The sequence below is a fragment of the Aeromonas sp. FDAARGOS 1410 genome (genome assembly GCF_019048745.1).
In the GTDB taxonomy this organism is placed as follows: Bacteria; Pseudomonadota; Gammaproteobacteria; order Enterobacterales; family Aeromonadaceae; genus Aeromonas; species Aeromonas jandaei.
Genome location: NZ_CP077401.1, coordinates 2834263 through 2853926, shown reverse-complemented (window position 1 = coordinate 2853926; position 19664 = coordinate 2834263). Strand labels below are relative to the sequence as shown.

General features: G+C 60.1%; 15 protein-coding genes. 12 read left to right on the top strand and 3 right to left on the bottom strand.

Annotated elements, in window-relative coordinates:
* Nucleotides 1–3: 3 nt before the first annotated feature.
* The 5 genes from mukB to I6L40_RS13240 all read left to right on the top strand — a co-directional run bounded on the left by mukB (nucleotide 4) and on the right by I6L40_RS13240 (nucleotide 7229).
* Nucleotides 4–4431, top strand: coding sequence for a chromosome partition protein MukB (gene mukB, locus I6L40_RS13260; RefSeq protein ID WP_216994390.1), 4428 nt, complete (start codon nucleotides 4–6; stop codon nucleotides 4429–4431).
* A 419-nt stretch (nucleotides 4432–4850) separates the two neighbouring features.
* A complete protein-coding gene (locus tag I6L40_RS13255; protein ID WP_254204028.1) occupies nucleotides 4851–5264 on the top strand; it encodes a septal ring lytic transglycosylase RlpA family protein in 414 nt (137 codons plus the stop codon).
* Between the two features lie 99 nt (nucleotides 5265–5363).
* Entirely contained in the window at nucleotides 5364–5846 is a 483-nt protein-coding gene (locus I6L40_RS13250) for an N-acetyltransferase (RefSeq protein ID WP_216994389.1), read from the top strand.
* The gene (def, locus tag I6L40_RS13245; protein ID WP_216994388.1) at nucleotides 5846–6349 is read left to right on the top strand and encodes a peptide deformylase; all 504 of its coding nucleotides are present in this window, start codon (nucleotides 5846–5848) and stop codon (nucleotides 6347–6349) included. Before I6L40_RS13250 ends, def begins: the two co-directional genes overlap by 1 nt.
* Before the next feature lie 49 nt (nucleotides 6350–6398).
* Nucleotides 6399–7229, top strand: a complete 831-nt coding sequence (locus I6L40_RS13240) for a hypothetical protein (protein ID WP_083593323.1) — start codon at nucleotides 6399–6401, stop codon at nucleotides 7227–7229.
* A 79-nt stretch (nucleotides 7230–7308) separates the two neighbouring features.
* Here the strand turns inward: I6L40_RS13240 and I6L40_RS13235 are convergent, their stop codons facing one another.
* Together I6L40_RS13235 and I6L40_RS13230 are read right to left on the bottom strand one after the other, a co-directional pair.
* Complete coding sequence (locus I6L40_RS13235) at nucleotides 7309–7512, bottom strand: hypothetical protein (protein ID WP_033113256.1); 204 nt, start codon at nucleotides 7510–7512, stop codon at nucleotides 7309–7311.
* A gap of 126 nt (nucleotides 7513–7638) precedes the next feature.
* Entirely contained in the window at nucleotides 7639–8871 is a 1233-nt protein-coding gene (locus I6L40_RS13230) for a triacylglycerol lipase (protein WP_071910257.1), read from the bottom strand.
* A 217-nt stretch (nucleotides 8872–9088) separates the two neighbouring features.
* Here I6L40_RS13230 and I6L40_RS13225 point away from each other — a divergent pair, with 217 nt between their 5' ends.
* From I6L40_RS13225 to I6L40_RS13195, 7 genes are all read left to right on the top strand, one after another.
* Nucleotides 9089–10048: a Wadjet anti-phage system protein JetD domain-containing protein gene (locus tag I6L40_RS13225; protein WP_071910255.1), complete on the top strand. Its 960-nt coding sequence runs from the start codon at nucleotides 9089–9091 to the stop codon at nucleotides 10046–10048.
* Nucleotides 10049–10446: 398 nt separating this feature from the next.
* Complete coding sequence (gene ygeW, locus I6L40_RS13220) at nucleotides 10447–11634, top strand: knotted carbamoyltransferase YgeW (protein WP_033113254.1); 1188 nt, start codon at nucleotides 10447–10449, stop codon at nucleotides 11632–11634.
* A 156-nt stretch (nucleotides 11635–11790) separates the two neighbouring features.
* Complete coding sequence (gene dpaL / locus I6L40_RS13215; protein ID WP_041207666.1) at nucleotides 11791–12990, top strand: diaminopropionate ammonia-lyase; 1200 nt, start codon at nucleotides 11791–11793, stop codon at nucleotides 12988–12990.
* A 139-nt stretch (nucleotides 12991–13129) separates the two neighbouring features.
* Nucleotides 13130–14347 (top strand): YgeY family selenium metabolism-linked hydrolase, encoded by a 1218-nt coding sequence (locus I6L40_RS13210; RefSeq protein WP_033113252.1) that lies wholly within the window; start codon nucleotides 13130–13132, stop codon nucleotides 14345–14347.
* A gap of 104 nt (nucleotides 14348–14451) precedes the next feature.
* Nucleotides 14452–15876: a dihydropyrimidinase gene (gene hydA, locus I6L40_RS13205; protein WP_071910347.1), complete on the top strand. Its 1425-nt coding sequence runs from the start codon at nucleotides 14452–14454 to the stop codon at nucleotides 15874–15876.
* A gap of 95 nt (nucleotides 15877–15971) precedes the next feature.
* Nucleotides 15972–16904 carry a carbamate kinase gene (gene arcC / locus I6L40_RS13200; protein WP_071910253.1) on the top strand — a complete coding sequence of 311 codons (933 nt, stop codon included), beginning with the start codon at nucleotides 15972–15974 and terminating at the stop codon, nucleotides 16902–16904.
* Nucleotides 16905–17075: 171 nt separating this feature from the next.
* Nucleotides 17076–17999, top strand: coding sequence for a DMT family transporter (locus I6L40_RS13195; protein ID WP_071910251.1), 924 nt, complete (start codon nucleotides 17076–17078; stop codon nucleotides 17997–17999).
* A gap of 71 nt (nucleotides 18000–18070) precedes the next feature.
* Here I6L40_RS13195 and yqeB read toward each other — a convergent pair whose 3' ends face one another.
* A complete protein-coding gene (yqeB, locus tag I6L40_RS13190; protein ID WP_071910249.1) occupies nucleotides 18071–19663 on the bottom strand; it encodes a selenium-dependent molybdenum cofactor biosynthesis protein YqeB in 1593 nt (530 codons plus the stop codon).
* Between the last annotated feature and the right edge of the window lies 1 nt (nucleotide 19664).

The following is a 19664-nucleotide window of genomic DNA, read 5'->3' as shown; positions in this document are numbered from 1 at the left end:
CCGGTGCGAGGCAAGTTCAAATCCCTGACCATGGTCAACTGGAACGGCTTCTTTGCCCGGACCTTCGATCTCGACCAGCTGGTCACCACTCTTTCCGGCGGCAACGGCGCGGGCAAGTCCACCACCATGGCGGCCTTTATCGCGGCGCTCATCCCCGACCAGTCATTGCTCCATTTCCGCAACACCACGGAAGCGGGATCGAGCAGCGCCTCCCGTGACAAGGGGCTCTACGGCAAGCTGCAGCGCGGCCACTGCTACTCCCTGCTGGAAGTGATGAACAGCCGCGAACAGCGGATCTGGGTCGGCGTGCACCTCGAGCAGGTGGCCAACCGCGACAACAAGGTCAACATCACCCCGTTCGCGCTGGTGGATGTGCCGGAGAATCTGGCACCGACCGATCTGCTGCTGGAGAAGCTTGATGGCGGCAAGGGGCGGGTACGCGCCTTTACCGATCTGAAAGGGGCGGCCGCCGAGCTGGGGGCGCTGAAAGTCGCCAAATTCAATACGGTGACCGACTATCACAACTTCATGTTCGAGTTCGGCATCACCCCGAAGAAGCTGCGTGATCAAAAAGATCGCGGCAAGTTCTATCGCCTGATCGAAGCCTCCCTCTACGGCGGCATCTCCTCGTCCATCAGCCGTTCCCTGCGTGAATATCTGCTGCCGGAGAACTCCGGGGTACGCAAGGCGTTTGCAGACATGGAGGCGGCCATCTATGAAAACCGCCGCACCCTGGAGGCCATCAAGGAAACCCAGGGTCAGCGGGATCTGTTCAAGAACCTGATCACCGAGACCACCCACTATGTGGCGGCGGACTATGTGCGCAACGCCGCCGAGAAGAGCCGCCTCTCCGAGCTGGCCCTCAAGGCGCGTCAGGAGCTGGCCGACAAGCGCCGCATTCTGGCCGAAGAGAAGCAGCGCGCCATCTATCTGGCCGACGAGGTGGAGCAGCTCACCAACCGTGAGAAACTGCTGACCGACGAGCTGGAGTCTGCCTCCGAACATCTGGCCAAGGTGATGGCCGCAGTCAGCCTGCAGAAGAAGATCGAGATGTACCGCGCCGATCTGGCGGATCTCTCTGACAAACTCGAGCAGCAGCAGGCAGTAGTGGAGGAGATCCACGGCCAGCTGCTGGAAGTGGAAGAGCGCAAGGAGCTGGCACAGGCAGAAGTCGACAGCCTCAAGACCCAGCTGGCCGACTACCAGCAGGCGCTCGATATCCAGCAGACCCGCGCCATCCAGTACCGTCAGGCGGTGCAGGCGCTGGAGGCTGCCCGCGAGCAGTGCGAGCTGCCGGGGCTGACCGCCGAACAGGCGAGCGACACCCTGCACCAGTTCCGCGCCGCCGAGCAGAGTCTCACCAGCCGGGTGCTGGGGGCCGAACAGCAATTGGCGCTGGCCAAGGCGGCAGTGGCCGAGCACGAAGCGGCGCTGGCGCTGCTTTTGAGCATCGCCCCGGAGACAGTGCGCGAGGCCGCCTGGCCCACAGCCCAAGCGCTGCTCAAGCGTCACATCGAAGACAAGGCCCGCATTGCCCAGGGGCAGGGGCTGCGCGCCGCGCTGGCTCGCCTCGAGAAAGAGAGCGAAAGCCAGAAGAGTCTCTTCAAGCTGCGCGACGAGCTGCAGCAGGCCTCTGGCCAGCTGATTGCCAGCAGCGATGAGCTGGAGATCTTCCTCGAAGCCCAGCGCACCCGTCAGGAGGAGCTCTCCGAGCAGCAGGCGGAGGTGAACCAGCGCCGCGCCAGCCTCGAGCATCAGGGCACCCAGTTGGGTCGCGATATCAGCGATCTCACCAAGCTGGCGCCGCGCTGGCTGAAATCTTTTGAAAAGCTCGAGCAGCTGCGCGAGCAGAGCGGTCTGCCGCTCGCTACCGCTGAAGAGCTTTCGGCCGGCATGCAGACAGTGCTCGATAAGGAGCGCGAGTTCGAGCAGGAGAGCAACCGCATCGCGGCGCAGAAACAGGCGCTGGAGCTGCAAATTCGCAACCTGCAGCTGGGGGCAGGCGAGGCGGATCCCCGTCTTGCCCGCATCGCCGAGCAGGTGGGGGGCGTGCTGCTCTCCGATGTTTATGACGACATCTCCATCGACGATGCCCCTTACTACTCCGCACTCTACGGCCCGGCTCGCAGCGCTTTGGTGGTGCTGGACCTTGAGGGCGCCATCGAGCGGCTGAAAAAGCTGGAAGATTGCCCGGAAGATATTTACCTGATTCAGGGCAACCCAGACTCCTTTGACGAGGATCTGGTGGAAGCCGACGAGCTGGGGGACGCCGTGCTGGTACGCACCAGCAAGCGTCAGGTGCGCTTCTCCCGCTACCCCGAGCTGCCGCTGTTTGGCCGCGCCGCCCGGGAAAAGCGGATCGAGCAGCTCGACCTTGAGCGCGAAGGGCTCATCGAGGGTTACGCCAAGGCCGCCTTCGAGCAGCAGAAGTACCACCGTCTCTACGGTCACTTCCGCGACTTTATCGGCCAGCATCTGGATATCGCCTTCCGCCCCGACCCCGAAGCCGAAGTGCAGGCCAAACAGGCCGAACTGCGCGCGCTGCAAGGGGCCATCGGCGAATGCGACAAGCAGCTGGCTGAAGCCAAAGCGGCCGCCGCCCAGCTGACCCGTCATATCCAGCTGGTGCAGGGGATGCTGCCCTTTGCTCACCTGTTTGCCGAGACAGAGCTGGCGGCCCGCCTCGAGGCGGCTCACGCCGATGTGGAAGCGCTGAAACAGGCCGAAGCCTTTATCGCCAAGCACGGCAAGTCGCTGGAAAAACTGGAAACCATGGTGCAGGTGCTGCGTCAGGATCCGCAGGATCTGGCCGCGCTGCAGGCTGCCTATGATGAGGTGAGCGACCTGCTGGCCGAGCAGAAGCGCCGTTGCTACGCCCTCGATCAGCTGGTGGCCCGCCTGCCGCACTTTGCCTATCAGGATGCGCAAGACCTGCTGGGCAAGGCGTCCGAAATGAGCGAGCGACTCAAAGAGAAGCTCAAGGCGGCCGAGCTGGCGGCCCGCACCGCCGGCGAGCAGCACAAGCAGATTGCCCAGCGCCACACCGAGGCGTTGCAGCTGCGCACTGCGCTTAACTCCAGTGTCGAGGCCAAGCGCCAGACCCTGACCGAATTCGAGCAGGAGCTGGCGGCCATGGGGCTGACCCTCTCCGACGATATGGAAGAGAAGGCGCGCGCTCACAAGAAAGAGATCGAAGAGCTGCTGATCCGCACCCGTTCCCGTCGCACCAGCGCCGAGGCCCAGTTGCAGGTGACCAAGCGCGAGATCGAATCCCTCGGCGGTCGTCTCAAACTGGAAGGCAAGGATTACTACAGCGCCCGTAAATCTCTGGTGGGTCACAAGGCGAGCTGGTCGCGGGTGGTGCGTCTGGCGCGGGAGACCGACGTCGAGAAGCGCCTCAACAAGCGCGAGCTGGCGTACCTCGACAGCGACGAGCTGCGTTCCATGTCGGACAAGGCCCTCGGCGCCCTGCGGGTGGCGGTGGCCCACGACGAGGCCCTGCGCGATGCGCTGCGTCTCTCCGAGGGCAACCGCAGCACCGAGCAGAAAGTCGCCTTCTACGTGCAGGTCTATCGTTACCTCAAAGATCGCATTCGCAACGACATCATCCGCTCCGATGATCCGGTCGAGGCGATCGAGGAGATGGAGATCGAGCTGGCCCGTCTGGCAGACGAGCTCAAGCAGCGGGAAACCCACCTGTCGCTCTCCTCCCACGAGGTGGCGGCCAAGATCACCAACATCATCCGCCGCGAGCAGAACCGCATCCGGGTGCTCAACCAGGGCTTGCAGAATATCGCCTTCGGTCTGGTGCGCGGGGTGCGCCTCAACGTCAATATCCGCGAGGCTCACACCCGTCTGCTGACCGCGCTGGCCGATCAAACTGCCATGCACAACGATCTGTTCGCCGACAAGGAGCTCAGCTTCTCCGAGGCGATGGCCAAGCTGTTCCAGCGTCTCAACCCGCAGATCGAACAGGGGGATCGCAGCTATCAGGTGATGGGTGACGTGCTGCTCGACTATCGCAACTATCTGGAGCTGGAGATCGAGGTGCAGCGCGGGGCCGATGGCTGGCTGCGTGCCGAGAGCGGTGCGCTCTCCACCGGCGAGGCGATCGGTACCGGTCAGGCCATCCTCTTGATGGTACTGATCAGCTGGGAGGAGGAGTCCCGCCGTCTGCGCGGCAAGGATATCGCTCCGTGCCGTCTGTTGTTCCTCGACGAAGCGGCCCGTCTGGATGGCAAATCCATCGCCACCCTGTTCGAGCTGTGCGAGCGGCAGGATATGCAGCTGCTTATCGCGGCGCCGGAGAACATCAGTCCCGAGAAGGGCACCACCTACAAGCTCATCCGCAAGGTACAGGGCAAGCACGAACACGTGCATGTGGTGGGCCTGCGCGGCTTCGGCTTCGCCGACGACAAGCTGATCGCCTGATTCTGATGGGCAAATAGCTGGAGAAAAGGGAGGCATTCGCCTCCCTTTTTATTGGGAAAGTATGGCAAAGTAGCGGCGCTGCCCCTGATGGGATAAGGCTGCGGATGAACGGGCTTGCCCGGTTCTGGTTAAGTATCCCTCTTGTTGTGCTGCGTTGCGGACGCAGATCGGAGGTTGTTTGGGTGCGCTTGTTGGCAAACGAGAGCAGAGAAGTGGCACCTTGATTGTTTCTTGAGTGCAACAGTGGTGATTTAAAGCCTGTGTTCATTGCAACAATCGCGGTGGCCACTGCGTTGGCAACCGGGCTGGGTCCGAGGATAGCGAGGGGTCGCTGCCGGTATGGGGAGAATCTCCCCGTTACTGCGACGTGAGATGATCCGCCGGACTATCTATCCGGCAAGGTGAGCGAGGAGAAGTAGATGCGCGGCATCGGGAGAGAGGGAGTGGTGCAATCGGCCTGCAAAGGGGGGCTGTTGCTTGTTTGCCTGTTGCTGGCAGCCTGTAGCAGCCGTTATGACGAGAGCCACGGCGGCAGCTGGCGCGGCTATAGCGAGACCGGTTATGCCAGCTATTATGCCGACCGTTATCACGGTAAAAAGACCGCCAGCGGCGAGCTCTATCGCAACAACCTCAATAGCGCCGCCCATATGGAGTTGCCCTTTGGCTCCATGGTGCGGGTGACCAACCTCGCCAACGGCAAGAGCGTGGTAGTCAAGGTCAATGATCGTGGCGCCTTTAAAAACGGGCGAATTATCGATCTTTCCAAATCCGCCTTCGGCTCCATCGCCAATATTCGTGAAGGTGTTATCAAGGTAAAGGTTGAGGTGTTGTGACCGCTCGTGATGCTTCAGAATCTGCAGCCGTTTGGAAAAATCGTAATAGGCTGCTTGTGCGCTAACAGCGTATCCAATATGGCTTGAGTAGGGAAAGAGATGGATATTGAGCTGATTGATGTGCCGCAAAGTGAATTTGAGCAGGTCTTTACTGTCGTCAAAGAGGGGATTCTTCCCTATGTTGAGTCGCTCTTTGGCTGGGATGACCAATTTCAACGCGAGCGACTAACCAGCTCATATCTGCCGCAATGGTTTTCGTGGATCCTGCATGGGGGAGAACGCATTGGTCTGTTATGTAGCAAGCCATGTGAGGATGCCCAGCATGTTCATCTGCTGATCATTTTCCCTCAGTATCAGGGGCGACATCTTGGCGCTGCCGTGATGGAACGGCTGCATCAGGAGGCTGAGCGTGAGGGCAAATGCCGGGTCACCTTGTCCAGCTTCACAGAGAACCATGGGGCGATACGGTTTTATGAGCGCCTTGGTTACAACGTGGTCGAAGAGGATCAGGCGTTTGTCTCCATGTCCCGGCCGTTGGGCTGTGACCTCGGATTGAAAAAAGTGGTTAATGGAGAGTTGTGATGGCGATTTTGAATATTTTGACGGCTCCCGACCCCAGGTTGAGGCTCAAGGCCGAGCGAGTTGAGGATATCGCTGCCGTACAGGGGCTGATCGATGACATGCTGGAGTCCCTGTATGCGACGGAAAACGGGATTGGTTTGGCCGCGACTCAAGTCGGGCGTAAAGAGGCAGTCGTTATTATCGACTTGTCCGAGAGCAGGGATCAGCCGCTGGTTTTGATTAATCCACAAGTGATAAGCGGTACTGAAAAGGTGCTTGGACAAGAGGGCTGTCTCTCCGTGCCGGATTACTACGCGGATGTCGAGCGTTACAGCTCGGTGGTGGTATCTGCACTGGATCGAAAAGGCAATCCGATCACCATCGAGAGCAGCGATTTTTTGGCTATTGTCATGCAGCATGAAATTGATCATCTGGATGGCAACCTGTTCATTGATTACCTGTCACCGCTCAAGCGGCAGATGGCACTCAAACGCGTTAAAAAATCGCTCAAGTCCGCCAGCTAATGTTTGCGGATAGTGGCTGGCCATTTTAGTAATGTGGAGAGCAGGCAGAATGAAAGTGGCAAGATGGAATGTCAGGGCACTGTTTGGCCGCAATGGCAATGAGGTACGGGGACGTTATGGGCTGAAGGCACTGCTGTTGCTGGGAACATTGTGGGTCGCTCTCCCCGTATCAGCCGATGAAGAGCAGCTGCCGGCCGAATATCGCCCCTTTGTGCAGCAGTTGGTCGATGCGGCAGAAGCCCGGGATCATCAGGCCCTTGCCAACCAGATGAAGTACCCCTTCAAGCAGGAGTATCCCATTCCCGCCATCAAAACCCCGGCGGAGATGCTGATCCGTTTTGACGAGGTGTTTGATGACGCCATATTAAAAAGCATCGCTACCTCCCGGGTCGGGCAGGATTGGCAGACCATGGGCTGGCGCGGCATCATGCTGGGCAGTGGCGAGGTCTGGATGGATTTTGATGGCAAGGTCATCGGTATCAATCATCAGACGGCGCAGGCCGCCAAATTGAAAGCCGAGCTTATCGCCAGGCAGAAAAGCGGTCTGCATCCCAGTGTGCGGGAGTACAAGAGCCCCGCGTTGATGTGGCAGACCGAGAAATTTATCATCCGCATCGACGAATTGGACGATGGCCACTATCGCTATGCCTCCTGGGCCAGGGGCAAGACGCTCGCCGACAAGCCGGATCTGGTGCTGAAAAATGGTACCGTCAGGGTGGAGGGGACGGGGGGCAATCATACCTATCTCTTCACGAGCGGCCCCTATCGCTACGAGTGCGTCGTCACCGTATTGGGTGAGCGAGGCGTGCCACCGGGTGAGCTGGTGGTCTATAAAGACGACGTCGAGATAGTGCACCAACCGGTGATCAAGGTGCTGTGACAGCAAATCCACATAAAGAGAGATCAAGGAGCGGCCAGGTGCCGCTCTTTTGCTTTCGCAAACTGAGGGATGAGCTTCGCTAGCTTTGCGGCACCCTGACCCCTTTATCGAGATAGAGGCTGCTGTAGTTGGCCCTGTGGGTGACAAACATCACCTGATGGCGGCTACCGTCGGAGAGGATAAGGAAATCGCCCGCCTGGGCAGGGCTTTGCAAGGAGACCTCCTGCTCGGGGGCGGTCAGGCGGTCGACATCATCCTTGAAGGTGAGGGTGTAAGAGAACATATGGCGCTCCACTGCTGGCTCATATCAAACACTGCCTCCAAGGCTAGTTGCTGCGAGCACTGCATGCGGCGCCCGATTGGCGCTGTTCGACCAAATTTCTGAAACGGTATGCAAAGAGAAGGGGGATCACCTGGCATCGTCAAGCCAGTCCAGCAGTTGTGCACCGACCTCCGGGCTGCCGAGCAGGGCCATATGAGTGGTGCGATAGACAATCAGGGTATGTTCGGGGGGAAAGTCGAGTTGATGTGCGCGCTCCCGGTGCAGGCCCAGCGCGCTGCGCAGGGGGACCAGTCCATCGCCAATCAGCCGTTCTGCCAGCAGGGTGCGTTTGGCGGATGTGGTGCCGGCGATGGCAAAGCAGGCTACGTCGCTTGGAAGCGGGAGCGGTTGGCGGGGATCACGCCCTATGGTGCGCTCCCTGTTATTGCGGGAGGCGTCGATGACCTTGCCATGGCGAAGATCCCGAATGCCCTGGCTGCGTATGCGGGTCAGATTCACAAAGGGCATGCTGTAAGGGGTGACTGGCAGCAGCTGCTCCAGCCAGTGGCCAGCGGATTCGAGCGGCGCGCCGTGGTGCGGTGTGCCAAGAAAGATGAGATGCCGCAGTCGCTTGGGCCAGCGCAGTGAGTGGATTTGGGCGTAATGGCAGGCACTTCGGATAACCAGTCCCCCCATGCTGTAAGCCAGCACGCTGAGCTGCTTGATGGCCCCCGGCCATCGGTCACACAGCTCCTCCAGCTGCAGCGCCAGCGCCTGCCCGTTGCTGGCAATGGAGAGACCCGAGTTGTAGCGCAGATAGAGAGGCAGATAGCCAAGCGCCTTGGCTACCGCTTCGCCATGGTTGACGGATTTCCCCTGATAGCGGGTGTGCCACTGCAGATCGTTCATGCAGAGGCCATGGATCATCAGCAGCACTCGCCCCGTGTGGGGAAGGTCGGCTGGCATGGTCTGCCAATCGAGCTGCTTGCCCTGATAGCGCAGAGTCATCGGGGTGGCGAGGGCGTTTTGCTGCTCGACCAGCTTGTCACCCAGCACGCCATTGAGGGTTGCAAGCAGAGCAGCGCGCTTGGGCGTCTCTGCCGCAGAAGGTTGCGTCGGGAGTGGCAGGCGGGCCAGCAGGCCATTGATACCACTGCCGAGGCTATTGGCCGCCCCGTGAACCCCCTTGTAAATAAGCCCGGTGAGACCCGCCGTTTTACCCTTGTCCCGTCCCTTGATACCCATACCGCCCAGCACCGCCTGATGCACCGCTTCAGTTATCTGCACGGTAGCGGGCAGCGCCTGGGTCAGCAGTTGCGCCAGCTCGCGGATATCCGAAAGCTGCCAGGAGGAGGGCGACTTGTCAGCGGCATCGGTCATAAGCACTCCTTGCTGTGGTGAGTAACGTGGGTGGTAGCCATGCTGCGAATGGTCTGCAGGCCAAACCAGCTTGCGCCCTTTGGCCTGTGTTTACCAGTTTCATCAAATGCATTGGCGGGCGCACAGGCGTTGAAAAGTTCTCTTGCGAAGCTGGTCACGGTAACCGCAAGGAAAATCACATCTACTTCCTCATATGACGCTGTCAGGGAGAGGTGAGATGTCGTTGTTTGATGAGATCCGGGTACAGGAGTTGTGTGCAAGGTTGCTCGATAGCCGGAACGAGAAGGGTTGTTCTCTTGAGAGCAGACATGGTCGCGAGTTGAAGGAGCTGTTGCAGACTCATTGTGGCTTAAGACCTGTCGGACGCAGTGCCCGTCATGTATTGACCGAGGCGGGACGGGCTTATTTGATCGGACAATTGGCGCAGGTGGTGCCACCGGAACCGAACAAGCGTGAGCAACTGGCGCTTCTTGGCGTGACGTTGCCGCCGCGGCTGAATCAAGCCTGCGGGTATGCGCTCTGGTATGGGGACAGCAAGCATCCGCGCACTGAATGTCCGGATCCACAACTGGCGAATCTGACGCTGACACAGGATGAGGTGATCCGAATCCGTACCCTCGAACCGCTCTCGCTGGTCGATATGCACGGTCAGCAGCAAGATATGACGGCAGTGATGGCGCTGCTGGGGGAATTGGCGTTGCCGGAGCGGGCGCTGGGCACGCTGGCGGCCATCGGCTGGCAAGGGGAGCGCGTTATTACAGTGGAGAACAAAGGGGCCTTTATCGACTACCCGCTGCAGCCGGGACAACTGTTGCTGTTTGCCCCCGGGCGCAATACCAGACTTGCCAAACGGCTGATCCCCTTGCTGCCTCAAAGCATAGAGTGGGCTCACTTTGGCGATCTTGATCAACGTGGCATCGATATCGCCGTTGAACTGGCCCGTGAGCTTCATCGTCCCGCCATGCTCTGGCTTCCCGACGCTATCCACACTTATCTGGAACACTATGCCCGTCCCGTAGGAGCTTTTACGGAGGTGGTTGGCAAGGTGCACTGGCGTAAAGAGGAAAGAGTGAGGGGAGCTCTCCCTTGGCTCGATGAGTTGATCACCGATGGAAAGTGGCTGGAACAGGAGGTATTGATTGCTGCGCCGCACTGGCGTCTGTGGGCGCTTGAGTAGCAGAGTGTTAAAGGGGAGGGCAGTCACCTCCCGGCTGCTTATCATAATGATAAAGTTGGTCTGCTTTATATCATTTCAGCCCCGAGCGATGCGTCCAGATGATAATTATCTCTACCGTGACTCGGTTTTATCACCCCATAGGTATGTGGTCGCAGCAGGATAAATTCAGTGCGCGCATTACCTCATCAGCCAAATAGGGCTAATCGCTACTATTTTTGTGGCGCTCATCACATACTTTTGCCATTTTTTATTATTCCACAGCAAATCTTTACCTTGGCACGCTTATTGATTGCCCTATATCGACGCTAACCGATGAGCTCACCCATAACCGGGATGCTGGTGACATCGTGAGTGACTGGGGAGCTATTCATATATCATCCAACGAATTGGGGCGAACGATGAAAGCAGTGAACGAGTTAATCAAAGAGATCAAAGCACTCAAATCCAACCTGCATGAAAAAGATTTTCTGCTGACCTGGGAGCAAACACCTCAGGAGCTTGAACTGGTATTGAAACTGGCCGAATCCCTCAAGACACTGCGTGCCGAAAATATTGCTACCAAACTGTTTAACAGCGGGCTCGGTATCTCGGTTTTCCGCGATAACTCCACCCGAACCCGCTTCTCTTATGCCTCTGCACTGAACCTGCTCGGTCTGGCCCAACAGGATCTGGATGAGGGCAAATCCCAGATCGCCCACGGTGAAACCGTCCGTGAAACCGCCAATATGATCTCCTTCTGCGCCGATGCCATCGGTATCCGCGATGACATGTATCTGGGGGCCGGTAACGCCTATATGCGTGAAGTGGGCGCCGCACTGGACGAAGGGTTCGAGAAGGGGGTGCTGCCCCAGCGTCCGGCACTGGTCAACCTGCAGTGCGACATTGATCACCCGACCCAGTCTATGGCTGATCTCGCCTGGTTGCAGGAGCACTTCGGCAGCCTGGAAAACCTCAAGGGCAAGAAGATTGCGATGACCTGGGCTTACTCCCCGAGCTACGGCAAGCCGCTCTCCGTGCCGCAGGGCATCATCGGCCTGATGACCCGCTTTGGCATGGATGTGACCCTGGCCCACCCGGAAGGGTATGACCTGATCCCGGACGTGATCGAAGTGGCCAAGGAGAATGCCAAGGCATCCGGCGGCAGCTTCCGTCAGGTCACCTCCATGGAAGAGGCGTTCAAGGATGCCGATATCGTCTATCCCAAGTCCTGGGCTCCCTACAAGGTGATGGAACAGCGTACCGAACTGCTGCGTGCCAATGACCACGCCGGCCTCAAGGAGCTGGAGAAACACTGCCTTGAGCAGAACGCCAAGCATAAGGATTGGCACTGCACCGAAGAGATGATGAAGCTCACCAAGGGGGGCGAAGCGCTCTATATGCACTGCCTCCCGGCCGATATTTCCGGTGTCTCCTGTAAAGAGGGCGAAGTAACCGAAGGGGTATTCGAGAAATATCGTATCGCCACTTATAAAGAGGCGAGCTGGAAGCCCTATATTATCGCTGCCATGATCATGGCCCGTAAATTCTCCGCCCCAGGAGAGACCCTCGAAACGCTGCTGAAAGAGGCCCAGAAGCGGGTTAAATGAATAGCGTTGGCTGAAATAAATAAAAGAAATGGCAGGGGTAATCATTCCCCTGCCTGCTACAACAGCGGAATTGTCGTGAGTTTTCTCCCCGTGGTATCTGAATATCGGATTTCCCGGTGAGATGGCTCCCGACCCCATAATCTGGATGAGGTACGCATGTCCCAATTTTCTCTGAAGATGGATATTGCCGATAACCGTTTTTTTACCGGTGAACCATCTCCCCTGTTTTCTCGCGCCGAAGCACAAAAGGCCCGTGCCTTTCATAAAAAACTGGCCGGTTATGAACCGACTCCCCTGTGCGACCTGAAAGATCTGGCCGCCTATATCGGGGTAAAAAAAATTCTGGTCAAGGATGAGTCAAAACGCTTTGGTCTTAATGCCTTCAAGATGCTCGGTGGCGTTTACGCCATTGCCAACCTGCTCTGTGAAAAATACGGGGTGGCCGTCGAAGATTTCTCCTTCGATCTCATCAAACGCACCATCAAGGAGCCGATGACCTTCGCCACCACCACAGATGGCAACCACGGTCGCGGCGTTGCCTGGGCCGCCAAGCAGGTGGGTCAGCATGCGGTGGTCTACATGCCCAAGGGCTCTGCCCAGGAGCGGGTTGATCACATTCTCAATCTCGGTGCCGAGTGCATTGTCACCGATATGAACTATGACGACACCGTGCGCCTGACCATGAAGATGGCCGAAGAGCGCGGCTGGCACATAGTGCAGGACACCGCCTGGGAGGGCTACACCAAGATCCCGACCTGGATCATGCAGGGTTACTCCACTCTGGCCGACGAAGCGGTCGAGCAGATGCAGGATATGGGCATCAAGCAGCCGACCCACGTGCTGCTGCAGGCCGGGGTAGGGGCGCTGGCGGGCGGTGTGCTCGGCTATCTGGTGGACTGCTTCGGCGCGAAAAACCTGCACAGTATCGTAGTCGAGCCGGATCAGGCCGACTGCATCTACCGCTCCGGCGTGGCGGGGGAGATGGTCAACGTGGGGGGCGACATGCGCACCATCATGGCCGGTCTCGCCTGCGGCGAACCCAATCCGCTCGGCTGGCCGCTGCTCAGGGGCTGCACCACCCAGTTCATCTCCTGTCACGACAAGGTGTCGGCACTAGGCATGAGAGTGCTTGGCAACCCTCTTGGCAATGACCCCCGCATCATCTCCGGTGAATCGGGCTCGGTCGGCACCGGCGTGCTGGCGGCGGTGCGTCACCACCCGGATCGCGCGGCGCTGATGGAACGTCTGGGGCTGGATAGCAACTCGGTCGTACTCATCATCAACACCGAAGGGGATACCGATGTGAAGCACTACCGGGAAGTGGTGTGGGAAGGCAAACATCCTGCCTGCGATTAACCCCGGCTGTGAGTAATCCCTGCGAGAGCAGAGAGACGAATTGAAGAACTGATCGCGCCTCGCCAACGGGGCGCGGTAACGGGCACAGGGCGCGGCCGACGAACAGGCCGCGCACTCTCAGTTGTTATGGAGAATCACAATGAGCAAGCAAATTCCGTTTGAAATGGTGTTGGAGAAGGCCTACCAGTACAAGGCCGAGATGAGTCAGTTCCTGCGCGACATGATCGCCATCCCGAGCGAGAGCTGCGATGAAGAGCGCGTCGTGCTGCGCATCAAGCAGGAGATGGAGAAGGTTGGCTTTGACAAGGTCGAGATCGACCCCATGGGCAACGTGCTGGGCTATATCGGCCACGGCCCGCACCTGATCGCCATGGATGCCCACATCGATACCGTGGGCGTCGGCAACATGGCCAACTGGAAGTTCGACCCCTATGAGGGGATGGAAGATCACGAGATCATCGGTGGTCGCGGCGCCTCCGATCAGGAAGGGGGCATGGCCTCTATGGTCTATGCGGGCAAGATCATCAAGGATCTCGGGCTGGAAGATCAGTATACCCTGCTGGTGACCGGTACCGTGCAGGAGGAGGATTGCGATGGCCTCTGCTGGCAGTACATCATCGAGCAGAGCAAGATCCGCCCCGAGTTCGTGGTCAGTACCGAACCCACCGACTGCCAGATCTACCGTGGCCAGCGTGGCCGCATGGAGATCCGCATCGATGTGCAGGGGGTCAGCTGCCACGGCTCCGCGCCGGAGCGCGGTGACAACGCCATCTTCAAGATGGGCCCGATCCTTGGCGAGCTGCAGGAGCTGAGCCACAACCTCGGCAACGACGACTTCCTCGGCAAGGGCACCCTGACCGTCTCCGAGATCTTCTTCACCTCCCCAAGCCGCTGCGCCGTGGCGGATAGCTGCGCCGTCTCCATCGACCGCCGCCTCACCTGGGGCGAGACCTGGCAAGGTGCGCTCGACGAGATCCGCGCCCTGCCTGCGGTGAAAGCCGCCGGTGCCGAGGTCTCCATGTACCAGTACGACCGTCCGGCCTACACCGGTCTGGTCTACCCGACCGAGTGCTACTTCCCGACCTGGAAGGTGGAAGAGGATCACATCACCGTCAAAACCCTCTCCAAGGCTTATCGCGAGCTGTTCAACAAGGAGCCGGTGGTGGACAAGTGGACCTTCTCGACCAACGGGGTCTCCATCATGGGCCGCCACGGTATTCCGGTCATCGGTTTTGGCCCGGGTAAAGAGCCGGAGGCCCACGCCCCGAACGAGAAGACCTGGAAAGAGCATCTGGTCAAGTGCGCCGCCATGTACGCCGTGATCCCCATGCTCTATCTGGCCGAGCTGGACAAGTAAGGGGGCGCCGGGTGGTGACTCTCATCACCGTCCGGCAGTTGCAAGTGCCCCGTCTCAATTGAGGCGGGGCTTTGCTGTTTGAAGTGATGTTCGAGGTGGTGGGGATGAAACGGCTGATCAAAAACGGTGTGCTGGTCGATGCACAGGGTGAATATCGTCAGGATCTGCTGATCGATAACGGGGTGATCCGCGCGCGGGCCACCGCTATCCAGCCCGATGGCGAGACCGACGTGATCGATGCCAGCGGCTGTTATGTGATGCCGGGTGGCATCGACGTCCATACCCACTTCAACATCGATGTGAGCATTGCCCGCAGTTGCGATGACTTTTTCAGCGGTACCCGTGCCGCCGCCTGTGGTGGCACTACCACCATCGTCGATCACATGGGATTTGGCCCGGCGGGGTGCAATCTGCATCACCAGCTGGCCCGCTATCACGACTATGCCGCCGATCAGACGGTGATCGATTACAGCTTTCACGGCGTGATCCAGCATGTGGATGACGCCATCCTCCACGAGATGGCCGCCATGGTGCAGGAGGAGGGGATCAGCAGCTTCAAGCTCTATCTTACCTACCAGTACAAGCTCGGAGATCACGATGTGTTGCGCGCCCTGGCCCGCCTCAAGGAGGTGGGGGCGCTCGCCACCGTCCACCCCGAGAACGATGCCGCCATCGCGGCGCGCCGGGCTGCCCTATTGGCCGCAGGCCATCATGAGCCTTGGTATCACCCGCAAAGCCGCCCACTGGAGTGCGAAGCCGAGGCGGTGGCCCGGATGATCAATCTGGCGCGGCTCGCTGGCAATGCGCCGCTCTATATCGTCCACCTCTCCAACGGCTTGGGGCTGGAGTATCTGAAACTGGCGCGTCGTCAGGGTCAGCCGGTCTGGGTGGAGACCTGCCCGCAATATCTGCTGCTCGATGAGCAGTGTTATTACAAGGAGAACGGGGTCGACTATCTGCTGAGCCCGCCGCTGCGCTCACGCTGCGAGCAGGACAAGCTGTGGGTCGGTATCGCTGCGGGCGACATCGATACGGTGGCGACCGATCACTGCAACTTCTCCCACGCCCAGCGCATGACCCTCTCGGGCGGCGATTTCAGCCGCTGCCCCAACGGCTTGCCCGGGGTCGAAAACCGGATGCTGCTGCTGTTTGCCCACGGGGTATTGGGCGGGCGCATCTCGCCGTCGCGCTTCGTGGCACTCACCAGCGCCAACCCAGCGCGCCTGTTTGGCCTCTGGCCGCGCAAGGGCAACTTGCAACCGGGATCTGACGCCGATCTGATGATCATGGATCCCCGTGGTGACACCCTGATTTCCCATCAACAGTTGCACGACAACGGCGACTACAGCCCCTACGAGGGGATGTGCTGCCCCGGCCGGATCAGGCTGACCCTGAGCCGTGGCGAGATAGTCGCTCGCGATGGCGAGTTTCTCGGGCGACGTGGTCATGGCCGCTTTCTGGCCAGAGCGCCCTTTGATCCGGCGTTGGCGCCGGATCTGCACCCGCCTTGCCCCTTGGTGGCAGGCTGACAATCCGTTCGAAATACGCAAATCAGCAAGCTTATGTGAACAACGAAAGGTGGGCCGGTATTGCGCCGGCTTGTCCCATCACTGGAGAGAACAAGATGAAACAGAGAATCGTACTGGCCCTTGGTGGCAATGCGCTGGGCAACAACCTGCCCGAGCAGATGAAAGCGGTGCAGAGCACGGCGGGCACCATTGCCGACCTGATCGCTCAGGGGCATGAGGTGGTGGTGACCCACGGCAACGGCCCGCAGGTAGGGATGATCCAGCAGGCGTTCGAGGTGGCGGCCCGCCACGACCCCAAGGCGCCCCATCTGCCCATGTCGGTCTGCGTGGCCCTGAGTCAGGGTTATATCGGTTATGACCTGCAAAACGCCCTGCGCGAGGCCTTGCTGGCGCGTGGTATTCACAAGCCGGTTGCCACTTTGGTGACCCAGGTGGAGGTGGATAAAAACGATCCCGCCTTCCTCGACCCGAGCAAACCCATCGGCGGTTTCTTCAGCAAGGAGGAGGCCGAGGCATTGATGGCCAGGGGCGAGCGGCTCAAAGAGGATGCCGGCCGTGGCTATCGCCGGGTGGTCGCATCCCCCAAACCCGTCGATATCATCGAGAAAGAGACCGTATCTGCCATGCTGGCCGCTGGTCAGGTGGTGATCACCGTCGGTGGCGGCGGCATTCCGGTGCTGCGGGAGGGCAATCACCTGCGCGGTGCCAGCGCGGTGATCGACAAGGATTGGGCCAGTGCCAAGCTGGCGGAGCTTATCGATGCCGACATGCTGATCATCCTTACCGCGGTAGAGAAGGTCGCCATCAACTTTGGCAAGCCCGATGTGCAGTGGCTCGATCAGCTGAGCGTGGCCGATGCCAACAGCTTTATTGCACAGGGACAGTTTGCCAAGGGCTCCATGCTGCCCAAGGTGGAGGCGGCGCTCTCGTTCGCGACCTCCCTGCCGGGGCGCAAATCCCTGATCACCTTGCTGGAGAAGGCTGCCGACGGCATTGCCGGCAAGACGGGAACCCTTATCAGCCGCTAGGCGTTCCAGCTCGGGTTGAGTGTGATTGCGGGGGCCGTCGGCCCCCTTGTTCATTTCGGGGGCGACCATGGTCAGTGGAAGATGAGCGGCGTAAGATGGCCGCCTTCAAGCGCGGGCAAGACGCCGAGAGCAGATCCGGCGAATGAGTGACAAGAGGTGAGTAACAAGCAAATGAGCGGAAAGATCAATATGGCGGCGCTGGGGGGGCTTGTTCTGCTCACCGCCATCTGGAGTTACAGCTGGATCGTGATGAAGCAAGTGATGCTCTACACGGGGGCCTTCGAGTTCACCGCCCTGCGCTGCCTGTGCGGATCTCTGGTTCTGCTGCTTGTATTGGCCCTGCGCGGGCGCCGTTATCTCAAACCCACCCCGTTTCGCTATACCCTCGCCATCGCCCTGTTCCAGACCTGCGGCATGGTGGGGTTGGCCCAGTGGGCCCTGATCAGCGGTGGGGCGGGCAAGGTGGCTATTCTGAGCTACACCATGCCGTTCTGGGTGGTGATCTTCGCGGCGCTCTTTCTCGGCGAGAGGATGCGCAAGCTCCACTATCTGGCGGTCGGGGTGGCCGCCTGCGGCCTGCTGCTGGTGATCGAGCCCTGGCAGCTGCATCTGGATTCCATGAAGAGTGCGCTGCTGGGGATTGCCTCCGGCATCTGCTGGGGGATCAGCGCCATCATCGCCAAGCGGATGTATGCCCGCCACCCCGCGGTGGATCTGATGTCCCTCACCACCTGGCAGATGATCTACGCCACCATGGTGATGGCCGTGGTGGCGGCGCTGGTGCCGGAGCGACCCATCGACTGGCAGCCCTATGTGTTTGGTGCGCTCGCCTACAGCGCCATCTTCGCCACGGCGCTGGCCTGGAGCCTATGGTTGTTCGTACTGAAAAAGCTGCCGGCCGGGATCGCCAGCCTCAGCACCCTGGCGGTGCCGGTGAGCGGCGTGCTGCTCTCCTGGTGGCTGCTGGGCGAAAATCCGGGGCCGGTGGAGGGGAGCGGCATCGCCCTTATCGTGCTGGCGCTTATCGTCATCAGCCGCAAGGGCAAGCGCTCGGTGGTGTCGGTGGCGGGGGAGACCCGTATCAAGCACGGCTGAGTCGATTGTCGGCAACGAAATACAAAGGGCCCACCATCATGGCGGGCCCTTCTGGTTTTAAGAACACTCTCTTATCGGCGCTGGGCCAGATGCATCATGGCTTCCAGCACGGCACCGCCGATGGCGCGGGCCTTGTCCGATACCGTAGTTGCGTCGGCCCGCTCGCCTCTGGGGTCGATGTCACCGATCTTGAAGCCGATGGTCACCTCAATGCCATCGCTGAGCAGACCTCGCACCATGCCGGAGAGCGGCGCGATAATGGGAGCGTCCCCCACATGGGCGATTACATCCCCCTCCTGCACCAGATCACCGAGCTTGATAATGCTCTTCATCACTCCGGCGACGGGGGCGCGCACCACCCGGCGGGCGGAGTGCCCCTCGATCACCCCGGGAATGCCGGTATTGGGCTGGGCAGGGCCCTGATAGATGACCCGGCCCAGATGGTGGCCACGGTTGGTCTCAATGACCGCATCGCAGTCGCGCCCCGCCTCAAACCCCGGGCCAAGGGCCACCGTAATGGGGGCCATCTCCTTGTGAGTGCCGAGATTTTGCTTGGCGAGGATGGCATCCACCAGATAGCGGGGCTTGAGCTCGGCAAGGGTGGCGCAGTCGGGGTCAACCAGCAGCGGAATGACGCCCCGATCCAGCTGCTCGAACGCCTGCTCGACGCTCTCGACCCGCTTGGCACGCACTCCTTCGACGCTTGTTTCACCGTCGAACATCCCCTGAGCGAAGGCGACAGTGCGGCGGATCACCGTGGGTTTGTCGAGATCCAGCATTACCACCTTGAAACCGGCATTGTGCAAGCGCAGTGCCACCCCGGTGGCGATATCGCCGGAGCCACGCATCACCACCAGTTGATCCCGCTTGAGGCGCACATCATCCTGCATCAGCCCACCCGATTTGCCGTTTTTCACCTGCAGCAGCTCGGCGAGGATGCTGATGGCGATCTCCTCGGGGGTTTCAGCTCCGATGTTGTAACCGATGGGGGCGTGCAGCTGCTGCAGTTGCTCCTGGCTCACCCCTTGCTGGCGCAGCGCCTGGGTGAAGGTCTGCACCTTGCGCTTGCTGGCGAGCAGTCCCAGATAGGCGAGGGGACGGCTGATGAGCCGATCCAGCGCCTCCTTGTCCTGATGGTTGGTGGCGATGATGACGAAGTTGGCGGACTCGATGGCCAGTTTATCGATCACCGCGCTGATGGTATCGGCCTGCACCAGATGGGTACCGGCGGGGAAGAGGTCAGGGTTGAGGCTCCCCTCGAAGCAATCCCCTACATGGACATCAAAGCCGAGCGGCGCCGCAGCATGGGCCACAGCCCGGTTGACGTGGCCGGCACCAATGAGCACCAGCCGTGGTCGCAGACCATAGACATCGATATAGACCGACATGGCACCACCGCAATCCGACCCGACCGCATGCTCACCGTTGCGCGCCATCCGGCCATGGAAGATGCGCGGCTTGCGCTCGGCAATGGCAGCCATCGCTTCCTCGATCACCAGCCGCTCGATCATGCCGCCGCCGATGGTACCGAGGATCTGGCCATCGGCCATTACCAGCATCTGGGCCTGATGGCGCGGGGTGGAGCCCCGGCTTTCGATGATCTGGGCCATGGCAAACGGCGTGTTCTCCTGTTCCAGTCGGGCTGCGTGTGCAAACAGATTCATA